Genomic DNA, 16,275 nt, shown 5'->3' with positions numbered 1-16,275 from the left:
GGGCTAGCGCTCGCCAATACGATCGGCCGCCGATGCCACCGGCGTCGGCACTACCGTCGCCGCGCGGCAGACGCCGCTCAGCGTCACGTAGCCGGTTCCCGCACGCTGCGCGGCCGGCACCGCGTAATCGATCACGCATTGCTGATCGGCGCGCGTGCCCCATTCGACGCGAATCTGGCCGTCTTCCGCGGGACTGCGTACGAACAGCCGGCTACCCTGCCCCACCACGCCGAGCGCCGCACCGGTATGCGCGTCGAGCGCGCGCGCGGCGAACGGCAGCGGCCGACCGTCGTCGGTTTGCGCGTCGATCAGCAGCGCGCGCGCCTTCACCGTGTCGTAGGACAGCATGACGATCGAACCGGAGCGCGGCGCCACGCTGTGCGACACGGTCTTCAGTTCGACGTCTTCCGGCACGTCCTTCGGGTCGATGTCGACCTTGTTGAGCTGATACGGAATCAGGCTCGGCACGATCGCGTAACCGAAGCGGTCGACACGTGCCGTGGTGTTTGCCACCAATGCGCCGCGCGCGTTCGGCGCATGCACGACGCCGATGGTCTCGCTCAACGTGGGCGCCGGTGTCAGGCCGCCCGGGTGCAGCACCAGGCCGCCCGTTGCGTTCGCCGACGCCTGCTGATAATCGCGCCCGATGCCGACATTCGCCGACAGCGACACGGCCGGCCGCTGATAGCCGACGCCGAAACTGCCCGACGACGCGCGATTGCTGCCGTCGTAGCTCGACGACAACGAATACGATCCGCCGTTTTGCTGGCCGAAACGGCCCGCGAGGCCGGCCGTCGCGCTCGTACCGGTGCTGCTGTCATGCGTGACGAACGAGCTGAAGATCGGTGCGCGCCGCGTATTGCGACCCAGCGGAATCGACACGTTCAGGCTCACGAGCGTGCTGCCCGACGTGCCGCCGAACGTCCGGTCCATCACGGACAGATTGCGCACGCGCTGCACCGACGCGGTGATCGTGGCGTCGCGCCACTGCGTGTTGTAGCCGAGCGTGAAGCTGAGCGTCTGCCCGCGCCCCGCCCAGTAGCTGAGCGCCGATCCGTTCGCGTAGACGCTGCCCGTGCGCCCGACCTGCTGACTCACGTTGAGGTCGACGCGATTGCGCACGCGCGCGATCGATGCCAGACCCGCGCCGGTGTTGCTCTGGGCATTCAGCAGCAGTGCGTCGCGCAGGCCGAGGTAGCCTTTGGTCGAGTAGCGATAAGCGAGCAGCGAAAAGTTCGTGCCGCTGTTCGGCAGGTTCTTGCTGTACGACACGCGCACGCTGGAGCCGGTCATGCGCTCGCTGCCTTGCGGCTGGGTGCGCGCGACCGTGACGTCCGCCGCGAAACCGCCGATCGCCGTATTGAGCGCGACGCCTGTCAGCACCGACTGGTAGCGGTTCGCGAACGCGGCGCCGCCGTAGGCCGTCACCGCGTTGCTGATGCCTCGCCGCACCGTGAACTGGCCGACGTACTGCGTGCCGATGTCGGTGCCGCCGCCGAGTTCGATCGCCTGCCCGGCCATCGCGCTGAACCGCGTGCTGCCCGGCCGCAACAGTTGGACCGTCGTCGCGAACGGAACCACGAAGCTGCGCGTTTCGCCGTTGGCCTCGGTCACCGTCACGTCGAGGTCGCCGCCGTAGCTCATCGCCTGCAGGTTGTCGATCGTGAACGGCCCCGGTGCGACGGTCGTCTCGTGAACGAGATAGCCGCGCTGGTAGATCGACACCTTGGCATTCGACTGCGCGACGCCCCGCACGACCGGCGCATAGTCCCGCTGTTCGTCGGGCAGCATCCGGTCATCGCTGGAGATTTGTACACCGCGGAACGACACACCGTCGAACAGCGTGCCGTTGGTCGAGCTTTCGCCGGCCAGCAACTGTGCGCGCCAGTCGGGCAGATCGGTTTGTGCGTATACATAGCCGCGCTGATAGCGGGTGCCGCTGCGCTGTGACCACGTGAGGTTGCCGTTGTGCCGAATTCGGAACCGCCCGGCGCTCGCGGCCATCGACAACCCGGTGTAGAGCTGCGAGAACGCGTAGCCGCTGGAACGCGTGTTGAACACGCTGGCGCTGTAGTTCAGCCACGCGGCAGGCACGCCGTTCGTCCAGTTCGAAGGATCGACGTAGGTGCTCCGGCTGGCGAGCCGCATATAGAACTGCGGCGCCGTCAGATACAGTTTCTGCTCGGCCGCATCGAACGACAACGCGGCACCGGGCACGTAGCGCGACGGCGCATCGCAGATCGTGCCGTCGGGCATGGGGTTCAGCGGCTGGTCGCCATCCTGGCCGCGCGCGCTCCGGTCGAGATCGACGCCGACCCGCTGCAGCAGTGCCTTGTCGTAGCAAGGCATCACGTCGCCGCGCGCATCGGGGCGGAATGTGATGTCCTCCACGCCACGCCACAGTCCGTTGACGATCAGATCGACCCGATGCACGCCTGCCGGGACCGTATTCGGGCGCTCGAAAGGCGTCGTATCGATCGGCTCGCTGTCCGGGCCGTGCATCAGCATCGAATCGTCGAAGCGCGTCGCGCCCGCCGCGGGGTTGGCCGGCGCCGTACCCGCGGCCGCGCGACGCTCGTCCTCCTGCGCCACCGTGTCGATCGTGTCCGCGATGGCGTCCGTACCCGACACCATCGCGACCGTCGCGAACACGGATGCGACCGCCAGCAGACACGGCCGCTGCGGCAACCGGAGCGCAAGCCCCGTCGCGCATGAAGAGTGGAAACCTGCTGAACTGCGCATGTGGATTCAGTTAGTTCGTATACCGAATTGATGAATGGAATCCGGCATACTGGATGGTGCCTTCCGGATGCGTTGCGTGGACCGACTGCTCAGTCGGTCAGTTTTTTCGTTATCGTGGTGCGGCCGCCGTAGTCGTCGATGAGCATGTAACGTACGGCCGTCGGGCGATGCGACGGCACGGCGGCGCCTCGCAACGGAAAACGCTGCGACGCGAACGGCGCGACCATCCCACCACCGGCTGACACGAACGTGCCGCCGAAGCCGCCTTCGACCATCCCGAACGAAACGTAATACGGCGTCGGGTTGGAGACCTCGAGCGACATCTGCCGTTCGCCCGCATGCGACGTATCGGTCGACGCCTTCCACACCAGTTTGTCCGGTGCCATATCGACGTCGTTCGCCAATGACGAAGGCCGATAAAACAGCTTGATACGGGTTCGGAACGCGAAACGCAGCTGATTGTCCGCATCGGGACGCACCGTTGGAACCTCCAGCACATTCAGCCAGAACACCGATTCACGGTCGGCCGGCAACTTCGCCTGCATGTTGGTGATGCGCAGCACCGCACTGCGGCCCGCCTCGACGCGCGCCAGCGTCGGCGTGACGACGAATGGCGTGCGCATCTGCTCGGGCGGAACGTCGGCGCGGCCGTCGTCGATCCAGCTTTGCGCGAGCACCGGATCGGAACCGGAGTTTTCCATCCGGACCGTGACGTCGCGCGAGCGCTCGGGAAAAATCACCCGCGTACCGTCCAGCAAAAGCGCCGCCTGCGCCAGCGTGGCGCAGGCGGCCCACGCCATGACACCGGCCACGACTTGTAAATAAGGATGACGAATTGACAAGGTCATGACATGGAACAGGTAATGCGCCGATCAGTGGTACGCGAGCAGATAGCGGATGAACGAGTTACCCGAACCGGTCTTGATCGCATCCGGTGCGGCCGTCGACACATACGACGCCGTATAGCTGAGTGTTGCGACGTTGTTCTGGACGGTCGCGACCTGCGCTTCGGTGATGTTCTGCGGCTTGCCGAGCATGATCTTGCCGGACTTGCCGTTACCCGCGTCGCTGATCTGGATCTCGACGCCTTCCGCCGGTTTCGTGCCGATGAGCTTCAGGTTGCCCGTGGCGGGGTTGATGTTCACCGACACCGGATCGAATTCGATCACGACCTTCGTGTTGTTGGTACAACCGGTATTGCCGCCGATGGCCAGATTGAACGCGACAGGCGTCGACGTCGCCCCGATCTTGTCGAACGTGCCCGGGCTGATGCGATCGCCGAGCTGCACCTCTTTCCGGTTGCCGGGGCCGGGCGCTTCGCCATTGATGTTGCAGGTGACGTCGGAGATGCTGCCGTAGAAATCGAGCTGACCATCGAACGCGTGCGAAACCGACGGCACCATGGCGACACTCGCAACACCCGCTGCAACGCAACCCCGAAGCAGATTCATTTTCATCGTTGGATTCCTCTAAAAATGGACGATTTTTCTCGGAAGAGACGATCGGCGCATGGGTATTCAGCCTTCCACCGCTTGCCGGCACCGCCGATCGGATCGCGTTATTCCGGAAGACTGGATGACTTCAACCGAAAAATGACGACCGCAGCCATTCTATTTATTTGGATGACTTTCCGATATCGGACGAGTAAGAAATATCGGAATCCTTATCCGTTCGGATAAATCCTAACCACGAAACCGGCTCGATATCAGCCAACCGGCATAGTTTCGGCCATCTGCGTCGACCGGCCCGAATGCGCGCACGGGCCGGCGAATCGCCTTCCCGGCAGCACGAGACATGGTCTGTCCCGGCTGTTTTTTGCAGCTTGTCTTGAATCGTCAAAAAATATTCACATTAGTCAAAAACCGGCAATTCCTTATATCAAAATTAAAACGCTCGATAACGTACCATCAACGAAGATAGAGAAAAGGACAAATCGCATGATCGGGGCCAATGCACGCCGAGTTTTCTTTGACGAATTACCCTCACACGTGCATTGCCAATGGAAATTGGCATGACTTCCCGGCTCACGGTTGAAAATCCACATTTTTGGACCGGTTATATCGACACCCGCACTATTACGGACGTGTCCCATGCGCGTCTTCAAGCCGAGAGCCGGCCAGGCACTCGTCGCTCCTCACCCGGCAGCGGGCGCAGCACGCAAAAAAACGCCCGCTGCAAGCAGCGGGCGCGAATCCCAGTCAAGGAGGTGTCACACGAACTACGGGTTCAGAGTAAGGAAATCGCCCGCAACGGGCAACGAATCGATTTCCATATCGATATGACGGCGTACGCTCATGCCCGCGCCTGTCCAGCCCCCGGCACCGGATCCCGACCGTGCGTCGCCCCGGTAGAATCGCGCGCACCAACGAAAACGTCCCGCCGGCTGGCGGGACGTTCGTCACGATGCACATGCGCGCACCGCGCAATCGATCACGGCTCGTGACGCAGATACCCCTCCTTGCTCGGATCGCGCATCCGCCACGACACGATCAACGAGATCGCGCACAGCACGGTCACGTACCAGTAGAAGGTTTCCTCGCTGCCGATCGACTTGAACCACAGCGCGACGTACTCGGCCGAGCCGCCGAAGATCGCGTTCGCCACCGCATACGACAGGCCGACACCCATCGCGCGCACTTCCGGCGGGAACATCTCGGCCTTGATGAGGCCACTGATCGACGTGTAGAAACTGACGATCGCCAGCGCGACCGTCACCAGCACGAAGGCGGCCACCGGGCTCGTCACGTCCTTCAGCGCATGCATCAGCGGCACCGTGCCGATCACCGCGAACGAGCCGAACAGGATCATCGACGTGCGGCGGCCGATCTTGTCCGACAGCGCGCCGAACACCGGCTGCATCAGCATGTAGACGAGCAGCGCGACGGTCATCACGTTGCTGGCCGTCTTCGCGTGCATGCCGGCCGTGTTCACGAGGTACTTCTGCATGTACGTCGTGAACGTGTAGAAGATCAGCGAGCCGCCGGCCGTGAAGCCGACCACCGTGAAGAACGCGCCCTTGTGCTGCCACACGCCGCGGATCGTGCCCGCGTCCTTCTTGTCGCGCGACGCGCTCGTCGACGTCTCGTCGAGCGACTTGCGAAGGTACAGCGAAATCAGCGCGGCCGCCGCGCCGACCACGAACGGAATGCGCCAGCCCCATGCCTTCAGCTCGCCGGCCGACAGCGTCTGCTGCAGGATCACGAGCACCAGCAGCGCGCACAGCTGGCCGCCGATCAGCGTCACGTACTGGAACGACGCGAAGAAGCCGCGACGGCCCTTGAGCGCCACTTCACTCATGTAGGTCGCGCTCGTCCCGTACTCGCCGCCCACCGACAGGCCCTGGAACAGCCGTGCCACCAGCAGCAGCGCCGGCGCGAGCGCGCCGATCTGCGCATAGGTCGGCAGCACCGCGATCACGAGCGAGCCGCCGCACATCATCAGCACCGAGATCATCATCGCCGTGCGCCGGCCATGACGGTCGGCGATGCGGCCGAACAGCCAGCCGCCGATCGGACGCATCAGGAAGCCGGCCGCGAACACGCCGGCCGTGTTCAGCAGCTGCGTCGTCGTGTTGCCGCTCGGGAAGAATGCCGGCGCGAAGTACAGCGCACAGAACGAGTAGATATAGAAGTCGAACCACTCGACGAGGTTGCCCGATGAGGCGCCGACGATGGCGAACACGCGCCGCCGGGTGTCATGCGCGGACAGCGCAGCTTGGTCGGTCTGGACGTCCATGGGTTGGTCTGTTCCTTTTAGTACTTTCTGGGCGAGACGGCCGGGGCCGCCGCGTGCGGTCGCGCGTGGCACCGGTTCCGGCGCACGGCGCTACGGGATTTTAGCGAAATGTAAAGTAACAGGCTTTGCGGGTTCGTCCGGATGTAGAAAATTTTTCTCCCGCCACCCGTTCGTCATATGAAAACGCCAGCCGGCAGGCTGGCGTCGGATGCAAACATGCTCGACCGTGACGATCACACGCGAACCTCCGGCGGCACGTAGCGGCACTCGTAGCGCTTGCGCACGGTGCCGGCCTCGTCGACGCTTTCCAGGTACACGTCGAATTGCCAGAGCCGCGCCATGTGCTTGAGCACTTCGTCGCTGTCGTTCGACAGGTGGCGGTTGTCGGTCATGAAGTGGCGCAGCGTGAGGCTGCGGTCGCCGCGCGTGTTGACGGCCCATACCTGGATGTTCGGCTCGCGGTGATGGATGTCGTACTGCCGCGACAACGCCTGCCGCACGTACTGATAGCCGGAATCGTCGTGGATCGCCGATACCTCGAGCGAATCGCGCATGTCGTCGTCGAGCACCGAGAAGAGCCGCATCTCGCGGATCAGGTTCGGCGACAGGTACTGCGCGATGAAGCTCTCGTCCTTGAAGTTGCGCATCGCGTAGTGCATTGCCGGCAGCCACGGCGTACCCGCGATCTCCGGAAACCACTTGTAGTCCTCTTCCGTCGGCGCTTCGCAGATCCGGCGAATGTCGCTCATCATCGAGAAGCCGAGCGCATACGGGTTGATCCCGCTGTAGTACGGCTTCGTGACGGGCGGCTGATAGACCACGTTGCTGTGCGAGTGCAGGAACTCCATCATGAAGCCGTCTTCCAGCTTCCCCTGGTTGTACAGCGTATTGAGCAGCGTGTAGTGCCAGAACGTCGCCCAGCCTTCGTTCATCACCTGCGTCTGCCGCTGCGGATAGAAATACTGGCCGATCTTGCGCACGATGCGGATCACCTCCCGCTCCCACGGTTCGAGCAGCGGCGCATTCTTCTCGGCGAAATACAGCAGGTTCTCCTGCGGCTCGGGCGGATAGCGGTCTTCCTGCTCCTCCGTCAGCTCGGGCTTCTTGCCCGGCAGCGTGCGCCACAGTTCGTTGACCTGCGATTGCAGGTACGCCTCGCGCTCGCGCCGCAGCGCCGCTTCCTTCGACAGCGACGGCTTCTGCGGCCGCTTGTAGCGGTCGACGCCGTAGTTCATCAGCGCATGGCACGAGTCGAGCAGTTCCTCGACGCGATCGAGGCCATAGCGCTCCTCGCATTCCGCGACGTAATTCTTCGCGTACACGAGATAGTCGATGATCGCGTGCGCGTCCGTCCACAGCCTGAACAGGTAGTTGCCCTTGAAGAACGAATTGTGCCCGTACGCCGCGTGCGCGATGACGAGCGCCTGCATCGTCATCGTGTTCTCTTCCATCAGATACGCGATGCACGGGTTCGAATTGATGACGATTTCGTACGCCAGGCCCATCTGCCCGCGGCGGTAGCTCTTCTCGGTCGCGAGAAAGTGCTTGCCGAACGACCAGTGACGGTAGTTGACGGGCATCCCGACCGACGCATACGCGTCCATCATCTGCTCGGCGCTGATCAGTTCGAGCTGGATCGGGTAGATGTCGAGCTCGTATTGTTCGGCGACCTGCGAGATGTGCGTGTCGTATTCCTCGAGCAATTCGAACGTCCAGTCGGACGGGCACGGCAGCGGCTTGCGTTCGGCAACGTTCATACGCGCTTCCTTTTGCCCGGAACCGGGCAAGTCGGCGGCCGGCGGCGGCGGCTCGGCCTGCCCGCGTTGCTGCGATGCGGCAGGGCCGGCCGTGTCGTCGCCGGAAGGGCGCGGCTCGTAGCCGCGCGACTCGTTGTGCAGATGGCGGCTCGTCATGACATTTCCACCTGCTTTTCGAACAATTCGCGAAACACCGGGTAAATGTCCGCAGCCGATTCCACTTTTTTCATCGCGAGATGCGGTTGCGACAGGGCCAGTTGCGCGTATTCCAGCCACAGGTTCTGCTCTTCCGGCGCGACCTGGATATACGCGAAGTAACGCGTCTTGGTGAGGATATCCTCTTCCAGGATTTTGCGACACTTGGGCGAATCGTCAGTCCAGTTGTCGCCGTCGGACGCCTGCGCGCCGTAAATGTTCCACTCGGTCGGCGAGTAGCGCTCGTCCATCACCTTGCGCATCAGTTCGAGCGCGCTCGACACCACCGTGCCGCCGCTTTCGGTCGAATGGAAGAAGGTGTCCTCGTCGACTTCCTCGGCGCGCGTGTGGTGGCGGATGAACACCACTTCGATGCGCTCGTAGTTGCGCTTGAGGAACAGGTAAAGCAGGATGAAGAAGCGCTTCGCGAGATCCTTGCGCTGCTCGTCCATCGAGCCCGACACGTCCATCAGGCAGAACATCACGGCCTGGCTCGACGGTTGCGGCTGCTTCACGCGGTTGATGTAGCGCAGGTCGAACGGATCGATGAACGGAATCCGCCAGATGCGCCCTTTCAGGTGATGGATCTCGGCTTCGAGCGTCGCGATTTCCGCGCGGCGGTCTTCGGGGTCGCTCTTCAGCGCTTCGAGCTGCGCCTCGAGCTCGCGCAACTCGTTGACGAGCGGCGAGCCGAGCGCGATGCGCCGGCCGAGCGCGCTGCGCAGCGAACGCACGACGTCGATGTTGTTCGGCGTGCCTTCCGCCGACCAGCCCGCGCGCACGTTCTTCCAGCTCGGCACCGTCAGCAGGTGCGTCTTCACGAGGCGCGGCAGTTCGAGATCGTCGAAGAAGTACTGCATGAACTCGTCGCGCGACAGCTCGAACACGAAGTCGTCCTGCCCTTCGCCCTCGTTGCTCGCCTGACTGCCGCCGCCCCCCGAGCCGCCTTGCGGACGCGGGATCTTGTCGCCGCGCACGTAGTCCTCGTTGCCGGGGTGCACGTATTCACGACGCCCGCCCGGCGCGTGCCGGAAATTCGGCTCCGCGATGTCCTTGCGCGGGATCGTGATGCTCTGCGTGCTCTGGATATCCTTGATGCTACGGTCGCGCACCGCGTCGGACACGGCGCGACGAATGTAGTTCTTGACGCGACGCAGGAAGCGTTCGCGATTGGCGATGCTCTTGTTCTTGCCGGCCAGCCTGCGGTCGATGATTTGATGAAGCACTCCCGGTCTCCCGCTCGAAAGTCGATCTGCCGGGGCACTCGCCGCGCATGCCGTCTGCCGTCATGCGGGTGGCGCCTCTGAAAGTGCCCGTACGGACTCGCCGTACGGGCGCGATACCGCGCGTGTCATGACGACTTGCGCACGCGCAGGTACCAGTCGCAAAGCAGCCTCACCTGCTTCGGCGTATAGCCCTTCGCGACCATCCGGTTCACAAAGTCCTCATGCTTGCGCTGCTCCTCCGCCGAGCCCTTCGCGTTGAACGAAATGACCGGCAACAGTTCCTCGGTATTCGAGAACATCTTCTTCTCGATCACGACCCGCAGCTTCTCATAGCTCGTCCACACGGGGTTCTTGCCGGCGTTCGCCGCCCGTGCGCGCAGCACGAAGTTCACGATCTCGTTGCGGAAATCCTTCGGATTGCTGATCCCGGCCGGCTTCTCGATCTTCTCCAGCTCCGCGTTCAGCGCCGCGCGATCGAAGCTCTCGCCCGTGTCGTGATCGCGGAATTCCTGGTCCTGGATCCAGAAGTCCGCATACGTGACGTAGCGGTCGAAGATGTTCTGGCCGTACTCCGAATACGACTCGAGATACGCCGTCTGGATCTCCTTGCCGATGAACTCCGCATAGCGCGACGCGAGCACGTCCTTCACGAACGACAGGTACTTCTGCTCGGTTTCCGGCGGGAACTGCTCGCGTTCGATCTGCTGTTCGAGCACGTACATCAAATGCACCGGGTTCGCCGCGACCTCGCTCGTGTCGAAGTTGAACACGCGCGACAGGATCTTGAACGCGAAGCGTGTCGACACGCCGGTCATCCCTTCGTCCACGCCCGCGTAGTCGCGATACTCCTGGTACGACTTCGCCTTCGGATCGGTGTCCTTCAGATTCTCGCCGTCGTACACCTGCATCTTCGAGAACAGGCTCGAATTCTCCGGCTCGTGCAGGCGCGACAGCACCGAGAACTGCGACATCATCTTCAGCGTGCCCGGCGCGCACACGGCCTCGGCCAGCGACGAATTGCGGATCAGCTTCTCGTAGATCTTGATCTCTTCCGACACGCGCAGGCAGTACGGCACCTTCACGACGAAGATCCGGTCGAGCAGTGCCTCGTTGTTGCGGTTGTTGCGGAAAGCCTTCCACTCCGACTCGTTCGAGTGCGCAAGAATCACGCCGTCGAACGGAATCGCGCCGAAACCTTCGGTACCCTTGAAGTTGCCTTCCTGCGTCGCGGTCAGCAGCGGGTGCAGCACCTTGATCGGCGCCTTGAACATTTCGACGAATTCGAGCAGGCCCTGGTTCGCGAGGCACAGGCCGCCCGAGTAGCTATACGCGTCGGCATCGTCCTGCGCGTATTGCTCCAGCTTGCGGATGTCGACCTTGCCGACCAGCGACGAGATGTCCTGGTTGTTCTCGTCGCCCGGCTCCGTCTTCGCGATGCCGACCTGCCGCAGGATCGACGGATAGCGGCGCACCACGCGGAACTGGCGGATGTCGCCGTTGTATTCGTGCAGGCGCTTGACGGCCCACGGACTCAGGATGCTTTTCAGGTAGCGGCGCGGAATGCCGTACTGTTCCTCGAGGATCGGACCATCCTCGTCGTAGTCGAACAGCCCGAGCGGCGATTCGTTGACGGGCGAGCCCTTCAGCGCATAGAACGGCACGCGCTCCATCAGTTGCTTCAGGCGCTCGGCAATCGACGACTTGCCGCCGCCCACCGGGCCCAGCAGATAGAGGATCTGCTTCTTCTCTTCAAGACCTTGCGCAGCGTGGCGGAAGTACGCGACCACCTGCTCGATCACCTCCTCCATTCCGTAGAACTCACGGAATGCCGGATACACCTTGATGACCTTGTTCGCGAAGATCCGCGACAGGCGCGGGTCGTTGCGGGTATCGATCTGTTCAGGTTCCCCGATTGCTTCCAGCATGCGTTCACCAGCCGTCGCGTACGCGGATGGATCGTTCTTGCAGAGCGCGAGATACTCCTCCAGCGAGAGCTCTTCCTCTCGCGTTTTTTCGAAGCGGTTCGCGAAGCTGCTGTAAATATCCATGCTACCTCCCTCGCCTGAGTCTGAAGACGTGCCTGCCTTCGTATGACTGCGCAGAAGCAAGCGCGTTCGAATTCATCCTAAACCCTTTCTTATTTTTTTTCACGAACTCTTCGTATGAAGTTCGTCATTCTCGACAACACCGCTTGGACAACGCATTTCGTCGTTTTACAATCGATCTCCCGAGCCGCAGAAACTGCATCCGCCGCGTCTCGTCGAACACCGAAACGTCTCGTGCGTTGGACACCTCCGACGTCGCCACCTTCTCCCTTCATCCCTTGACGTTCGAGCGGCCGCGTGCGATGACACGCCGCGCGAACCGTTACAAATTTTTTTCGCAGTCCCTTACGGACATACCCGTACGACGAACGCGGGAACATGACGCGCACGCAGCGCATTCCGGCGAATCTCTCGGTGCGCGGCGCTCGGCACCGCTGCCGATGCGCGATCGACTCGTCCGCACCATCACATTTCGTCCGCCGCAGAAACGGCAACGCCCGCGGATCGCGGGCGTCGTCGTCACCAAATGGGGATAGATACGCGGCGCACGCGAATCAGAACGTCTCCCAGTCGTCGCCGCCGGCGGTCGCGGCTGCCGGCGCGGGTGCGGGGGCGGCCGACACGGCGGCGGGCTTGCGCGCCGGCGTCCCGGCGCTCGCGCGTTTCGGCGCGGCTTCGCGCTCGACGCGCGCGGCAGCCGGTGCGGGCGCAGCGGTCGGCGCGGAAGGCGCACGCGTCGCATGACGTGCGGCAACCGCAACGACGGTGCCCGCACGTGCCGCCTCGTCATCGAGCTGGAATACCGCCGCCGTTTCGCGCAGGCGGGCCGCCTGCTCCTCGAGCGACTGCGCGGCGGCCGCGGCTTCCTCGACGAGCGCGGCATTCTGCTGCGTGACCTCGTCCATCTGCGCGACCGCGCGCGCCACCTGGTCGATCCCACCGCTCTGTTCCTCGGACGCCGCCGCGATCTCGCCCATGATGTCGGTCACGCGCTGGACCGCGCCGATCACGTCGCTCATCGTGCGCCCCGCCTCGTCGACCAGCGTCGAGCCCGTCCGGATACGCTCCACCGACGCGTCGATCAGCGCCTTGATTTCCTTCGCCGCGCTCGACGAACGCTGCGCGAGGCTGCGCACTTCGCCCGCGACGACCGCGAAGCCGCGGCCTTCCTCGCCCGCCCGCGCGGCCTCGACGGCCGCATTCAGCGCCAGAATGTTGGTCTGGAACGCGATTCCCTCGATGATCGCGATGATGTCCGCGATTTTCGCCGAGCTGTCGTTGATTTCCCCCATCGTGCCGACCACCTGGCCGACCACCGTGTTGCCCTTGTTCGCAATTTCGGACGCATTCGCGGCCAGCGAGCTTGCCTGACGCGCATTGTCCGCATTCTGCTTCACGGTGCCCGTCAGTTGCTCCATGCTGGACGCGGTTTCCTGCAGCGCAGCAGCCTGTTCCTCGGTACGCGACGACAGGTCGATGTTGCCGGCCGCGATCTGGCGGGCCGCGGTCGCGATCGACTCGCTGCCGCCGCGCATGGTGCGCACCGTGTCGACGAGCCCGCGCTGCATCCTCGCGAGGCCTGCCAGCAACTGGCCCATCTCGTCGCGCCGGTCCACGACGATCGGCCGGCGCAGGTCGCCCGCGGCGATCGCGTCGAAATGCGACAGCGCGTCGGCGATCGGGCGGCCGATCGCGCGGCTCAGCGTCAGCCACGACAGCACCGCGGCGCCGATGCCGACCAGCAGCACGACGATCGACAGCACGCGCATCGTCTCGAACACCGATTCGGCCTGATCGAAGCGCGCCTGCGCATTGGTGAACTGGAAGCCGCGCAGCGCTTCACCGGCCGCGGCCAGCTCGGTATAGCGCGCCTGAAGCTGCTTGGCGCCGTCGCCGATCCGCTCGTGGTCGCCGGCCGCGACCGCGCTCGCGAACGCGTCGCAACTGCTCTGCAACACCTTGCGCCGGGCGACGACGTCCTGTGCGAGCCGGTCCTCGTCGGCGTCGCGCGGCAGCGCAAGGTACTTCTGCCACCAGGCGTCCGATTGCGCCCGCATCGCGCGGCTGCGCTCGATGGCCGCCGCCGAGTCGGGCGTGCCGGCCAGTAGCGCGGCACGGTCGAGCGCGAGGCGCTCGCGCGCGGCGAACATTTCCGCCATCGCCACGTCGACCGCGCTCGGCATCTGGTTCGTGAAAATCTCGCGCGTCGAATCGTTCGAACGCGTCATCCCGTGCAGACCGAGCACGCCGGTCACCGCCAGCAGTACCGCCAGAAACGCCATCGTGAAACCGATGCGCGCCCGAATCGTCAGGTTCCTGAACACCATCATCCATCCTGTGTTGCGTCGTCATGAACGGGCCTGGCCCGTTGGCTCGAAGCATTGCTTCACTTGGTGCATTTACGACCGTACGACGCATAACTTGATGGTTTTGGCGTGTTTATTTCGAATTATTCGTCTGTTTATTTCATAAGTCTGAATAAATGACGGAATTCGGGTCGGGATGGGGAATCGCCAAAGGCCAGTGAGAACGCCAAGCATTGCCGGGGCCGCCGCCGGCCGTCTCATGCGACGCACCGGCAGCGCGATAGAACCGGAAACCCGGGATCCGGCCCTAGTCGGCCAATTCGGCGCGCGTCGGAATGGACGGCTGCGCGCCCGCGCGCGTGACCGATAGCGCCGCCGCGCGTTGCGCGAAGCGGATGGCCGTGTCGACGTCCGCGCCGGCCGCGAGCCGTGCGGAGAAGCCGCCGATGAAGGTGTCGCCGGCCGCCGTCGTGTCGATGGCCTGCACGACCGGCGCCGGATAGTGACGCGCGGCGCCGTCGGCGGTCAGCGCAAGCACGCCGCGCGCGCCGAGCGTGATCAGCACGTTGCGCGCGCCGCCGGCCTGGAGCGCCCGCGCGGCGGCTTCGGCCTGCGCCGGATCGCGCACCGGCAGCCCGGTCAGCGCGGCCGCCTCGACCTCGTTCGGGATCAGGTAATCGACGAGCGGCAGCCAGCCGTCCGGCAGCGGCGCGACGGCCGGGGCCGGGTTGAGCACCACCGTGCGGCCGAGGCGGCGCCCGGCCGACAGCGCCGCGAACACCGCGTCCGGCGGCGTCTCCAACTGGCAGATCAGCACGTCGGCCGCCGCCAGCATGGCCTCGTGCCGCGCGATCGTATCGGTCGTGACCTCGCCGTTGCCGCCCGCGACGATCACGATCGCGTTCTGGCTTCCGTCGTCGACGACGATCAGCGCGACGCCGGTCGACGCCGACGCGCTCGTCGCGAGCCCCGCGCAGTCGATTCCCTCGGCCTCGAGGCCCGCGCGCAGCGCGGCGCCGTGCGCATCCGCGCCGACGCAGCCGATCATCGCGACCTGCGCGCCGAGCCGGGCGGCGGCGACGGCCTGGTTGCCGCCCTTGCCGCCCGCCGCCTGCGCGAACGCATGCCCGGCGAGCGTTTCCCCCGGCAGCGGCAGCCGCGGCGCCCGCACGACGAGATCCATGTTGAGGCTGCCGACCACCGTCACGCGGCCGGCGCCCGTTGCGCTCGCCGTCATGCGCGAGCGCCCGGCGCGGCCGGCTCGCGATAGACCGCCGTCGATTCGCGCAGCACGAGGCGCGGCGACACGACGCGGCGACGGCTCGGCACGGCCGTCGAACCGCCGCCGATCCGTTCGATCAGCGTCTGCGCGGCCATTTCGCCGAGCGCGCGCACCGACTGGCCGACCGTCGACAGCGCCGGATACGTGTAGCGGGAAAATTCGATGTCGTCGAAGCCGATGATCGAGCAGTCGTCGGGCACGCGCAGCCCGCGCTCGGCCGCCGCGCGCAGCGCGCCGACGCCCATCAGGTCGTTGCCCGCGAAGATCGCGCTCGGCCGCACCGATTCGAACAGCCGCGACGCCGCGTGATAGCCGCCCAGGCACGAGAAATCGCTTTCCGCGATCGCGCCCGGCACGATGTCGACCCCGCGCTCGGCCATCGCGCGAATGAAGCCGTGCACGCGCATCGCGCTGACGGCGGTGTCGGTCGGCCCGGTGATGCAGCCGATCTTCGCGTGTCCGAGCTCGAGCAGGTGGCGTGTCGCCAGGTACGCGCCGCGCTCGTGGTCGATCTGCACGAGATCGGCCGCGAGCCCCTCGATGTTGCGATCGACGACGACGAGCGGCGCATGGATATCGGCGAGCGTCTGAGCGAGCACCGCGTCCTCGCCCGCGGACGCGACGATCAGCCCGTCGATGCGCTTTTCCTGGAGCACGCGCAGGTAGTTGCGCTGCTTCACGGGATCGTCGTCCGAATTGCAGAAGAACACGCAATAGCCGTTGGCCGCGCACTGATCCTCGATCCCGCGCGCCAGCTCAGCGAAGTACGGATTCGTGCTGTTCGGCACGACGAGGCCGATCGTCGCCGTCGCCCGTGCCTTCAGCGAGCGCGCCACGGCCGACGGCACGTAATTCAGCTCGCGGATCGCGCCCTCGACCTTCGCACGCACATCCGCGGACACCGGCCGCGAATTGTTCACCACGTGCGAGACGGTCGTAAATGACACGCCCGCCATGGCCGCCACATCCTTGATCGTCGCCATTTCC

10 protein-coding genes are annotated in these 16,275 nt (G+C 64.7%); all 10 read right to left on the bottom strand.

Annotated features, from left to right (window positions below; genetic code table 11):
• Nucleotides 1-3 precede the first annotated feature (3 nt).
• On the bottom strand, nucleotides 4-2,742 hold the full coding sequence (locus LGM42_RS05685) for a fimbria/pilus outer membrane usher protein (RefSeq protein ID WP_226231752.1): 2,739 nt from the start codon (nucleotides 2,740-2,742) through the stop codon (nucleotides 4-6).
• Between the two features lie 89 nt (nucleotides 2,743-2,831).
• Nucleotides 2,832-3,590 (bottom strand): molecular chaperone, encoded by a 759-nt coding sequence (locus LGM42_RS05680; RefSeq protein WP_226223253.1) that lies wholly within the window; start codon nucleotides 3,588-3,590, stop codon nucleotides 2,832-2,834.
• A 24-nt stretch (nucleotides 3,591-3,614) separates the two neighbouring features.
• Nucleotides 3,615-4,145, bottom strand: a complete 531-nt coding sequence (locus LGM42_RS05675) for a fimbrial protein (RefSeq protein WP_226231751.1) — start codon at nucleotides 4,143-4,145, stop codon at nucleotides 3,615-3,617.
• Nucleotides 4,146-5,172: 1,027 nt separating this feature from the next.
• A complete protein-coding gene (locus tag LGM42_RS05670; protein ID WP_060318430.1) occupies nucleotides 5,173-6,477 on the bottom strand; it encodes an MFS family transporter in 1,305 nt (434 codons plus the stop codon).
• Nucleotides 6,478-6,710: 233 nt separating this feature from the next.
• Nucleotides 6,711-8,390, bottom strand: a complete 1,680-nt coding sequence (locus LGM42_RS05665; RefSeq protein ID WP_060318426.1) for a SpoVR family protein — start codon at nucleotides 8,388-8,390, stop codon at nucleotides 6,711-6,713.
• Nucleotides 8,387-9,655, bottom strand: a complete 1,269-nt coding sequence (locus LGM42_RS05660; RefSeq protein ID WP_006476064.1) for a YeaH/YhbH family protein — start codon at nucleotides 9,653-9,655, stop codon at nucleotides 8,387-8,389. Before LGM42_RS05660 ends, LGM42_RS05665 begins: the two co-directional genes overlap by 4 nt.
• Before the next feature lie 125 nt (nucleotides 9,656-9,780).
• Nucleotides 9,781-11,703, bottom strand: a complete 1,923-nt coding sequence (locus tag LGM42_RS05655; protein WP_027784391.1) for a PrkA family serine protein kinase — start codon at nucleotides 11,701-11,703, stop codon at nucleotides 9,781-9,783.
• Nucleotides 11,704-12,254: 551 nt separating this feature from the next.
• Complete coding sequence (locus LGM42_RS05650) at nucleotides 12,255-14,027, bottom strand: methyl-accepting chemotaxis protein (protein ID WP_226231750.1); 1,773 nt, start codon at nucleotides 14,025-14,027, stop codon at nucleotides 12,255-12,257.
• A 286-nt stretch (nucleotides 14,028-14,313) separates the two neighbouring features.
• Nucleotides 14,314-15,243: a ribokinase gene (rbsK, locus tag LGM42_RS05645; protein WP_226231749.1), complete on the bottom strand. Its 930-nt coding sequence runs from the start codon at nucleotides 15,241-15,243 to the stop codon at nucleotides 14,314-14,316.
• Nucleotides 15,240-16,271 carry a LacI family DNA-binding transcriptional regulator gene (locus LGM42_RS05640; protein WP_050012587.1) on the bottom strand — a complete coding sequence of 344 codons (1,032 nt, stop codon included), beginning with the start codon at nucleotides 16,269-16,271 and terminating at the stop codon, nucleotides 15,240-15,242. Before LGM42_RS05640 ends, rbsK begins: the two co-directional genes overlap by 4 nt.
• Nucleotides 16,272-16,275 lie beyond the last annotated feature (4 nt).

The organism is Burkholderia sp. AU39826, from assembly GCF_020419965.1.
Taxonomy (GTDB): Bacteria; Pseudomonadota; Gammaproteobacteria; order Burkholderiales; family Burkholderiaceae; genus Burkholderia; species Burkholderia semiarida.
This window is presented reverse-complemented; position numbering and strand designations above follow the sequence as displayed.

Excerpts from the sequence above, each read along its gene's own strand:
- LGM42_RS05685 (WP_226231752.1), bottom strand. The coding sequence starts at position 2,742 with ATGCGCAGTTCAGCAGGTTTCCACTCTTCATGCGCGACGGGGCTTGCG.
- LGM42_RS05680 (WP_226223253.1), bottom strand. The coding sequence starts at position 3,590 with ATGACCTTGTCAATTCGTCATCCTTATTTACAAGTCGTGGCCGGTGTC.
- LGM42_RS05675 (WP_226231751.1), bottom strand. The coding sequence starts at position 4,145 with ATGGTGCCGTCGGTTTCGCACGCGTTCGATGGTCAGCTCGATTTCTAC.
- LGM42_RS05670 (WP_060318430.1), bottom strand. The coding sequence starts at position 6,477 with ATGGACGTCCAGACCGACCAAGCTGCGCTGTCCGCGCATGACACCCGG.
- LGM42_RS05665 (WP_060318426.1), bottom strand. The coding sequence starts at position 8,390 with ATGACGAGCCGCCATCTGCACAACGAGTCGCGCGGCTACGAGCCGCGC.
- LGM42_RS05655 (WP_027784391.1), bottom strand. The coding sequence starts at position 11,703 with ATGGATATTTACAGCAGCTTCGCGAACCGCTTCGAAAAAACGCGAGAG.
- LGM42_RS05650 (WP_226231750.1), bottom strand. The coding sequence starts at position 14,027 with ATGGTGTTCAGGAACCTGACGATTCGGGCGCGCATCGGTTTCACGATG.
- rbsK (WP_226231749.1), bottom strand. The coding sequence starts at position 15,243 with ATGACGGCGAGCGCAACGGGCGCCGGCCGCGTGACGGTGGTCGGCAGC.
- LGM42_RS05640 (WP_050012587.1), bottom strand. The coding sequence starts at position 16,271 with ATGGCGACGATCAAGGATGTGGCGGCCATGGCGGGCGTGTCATTTACG.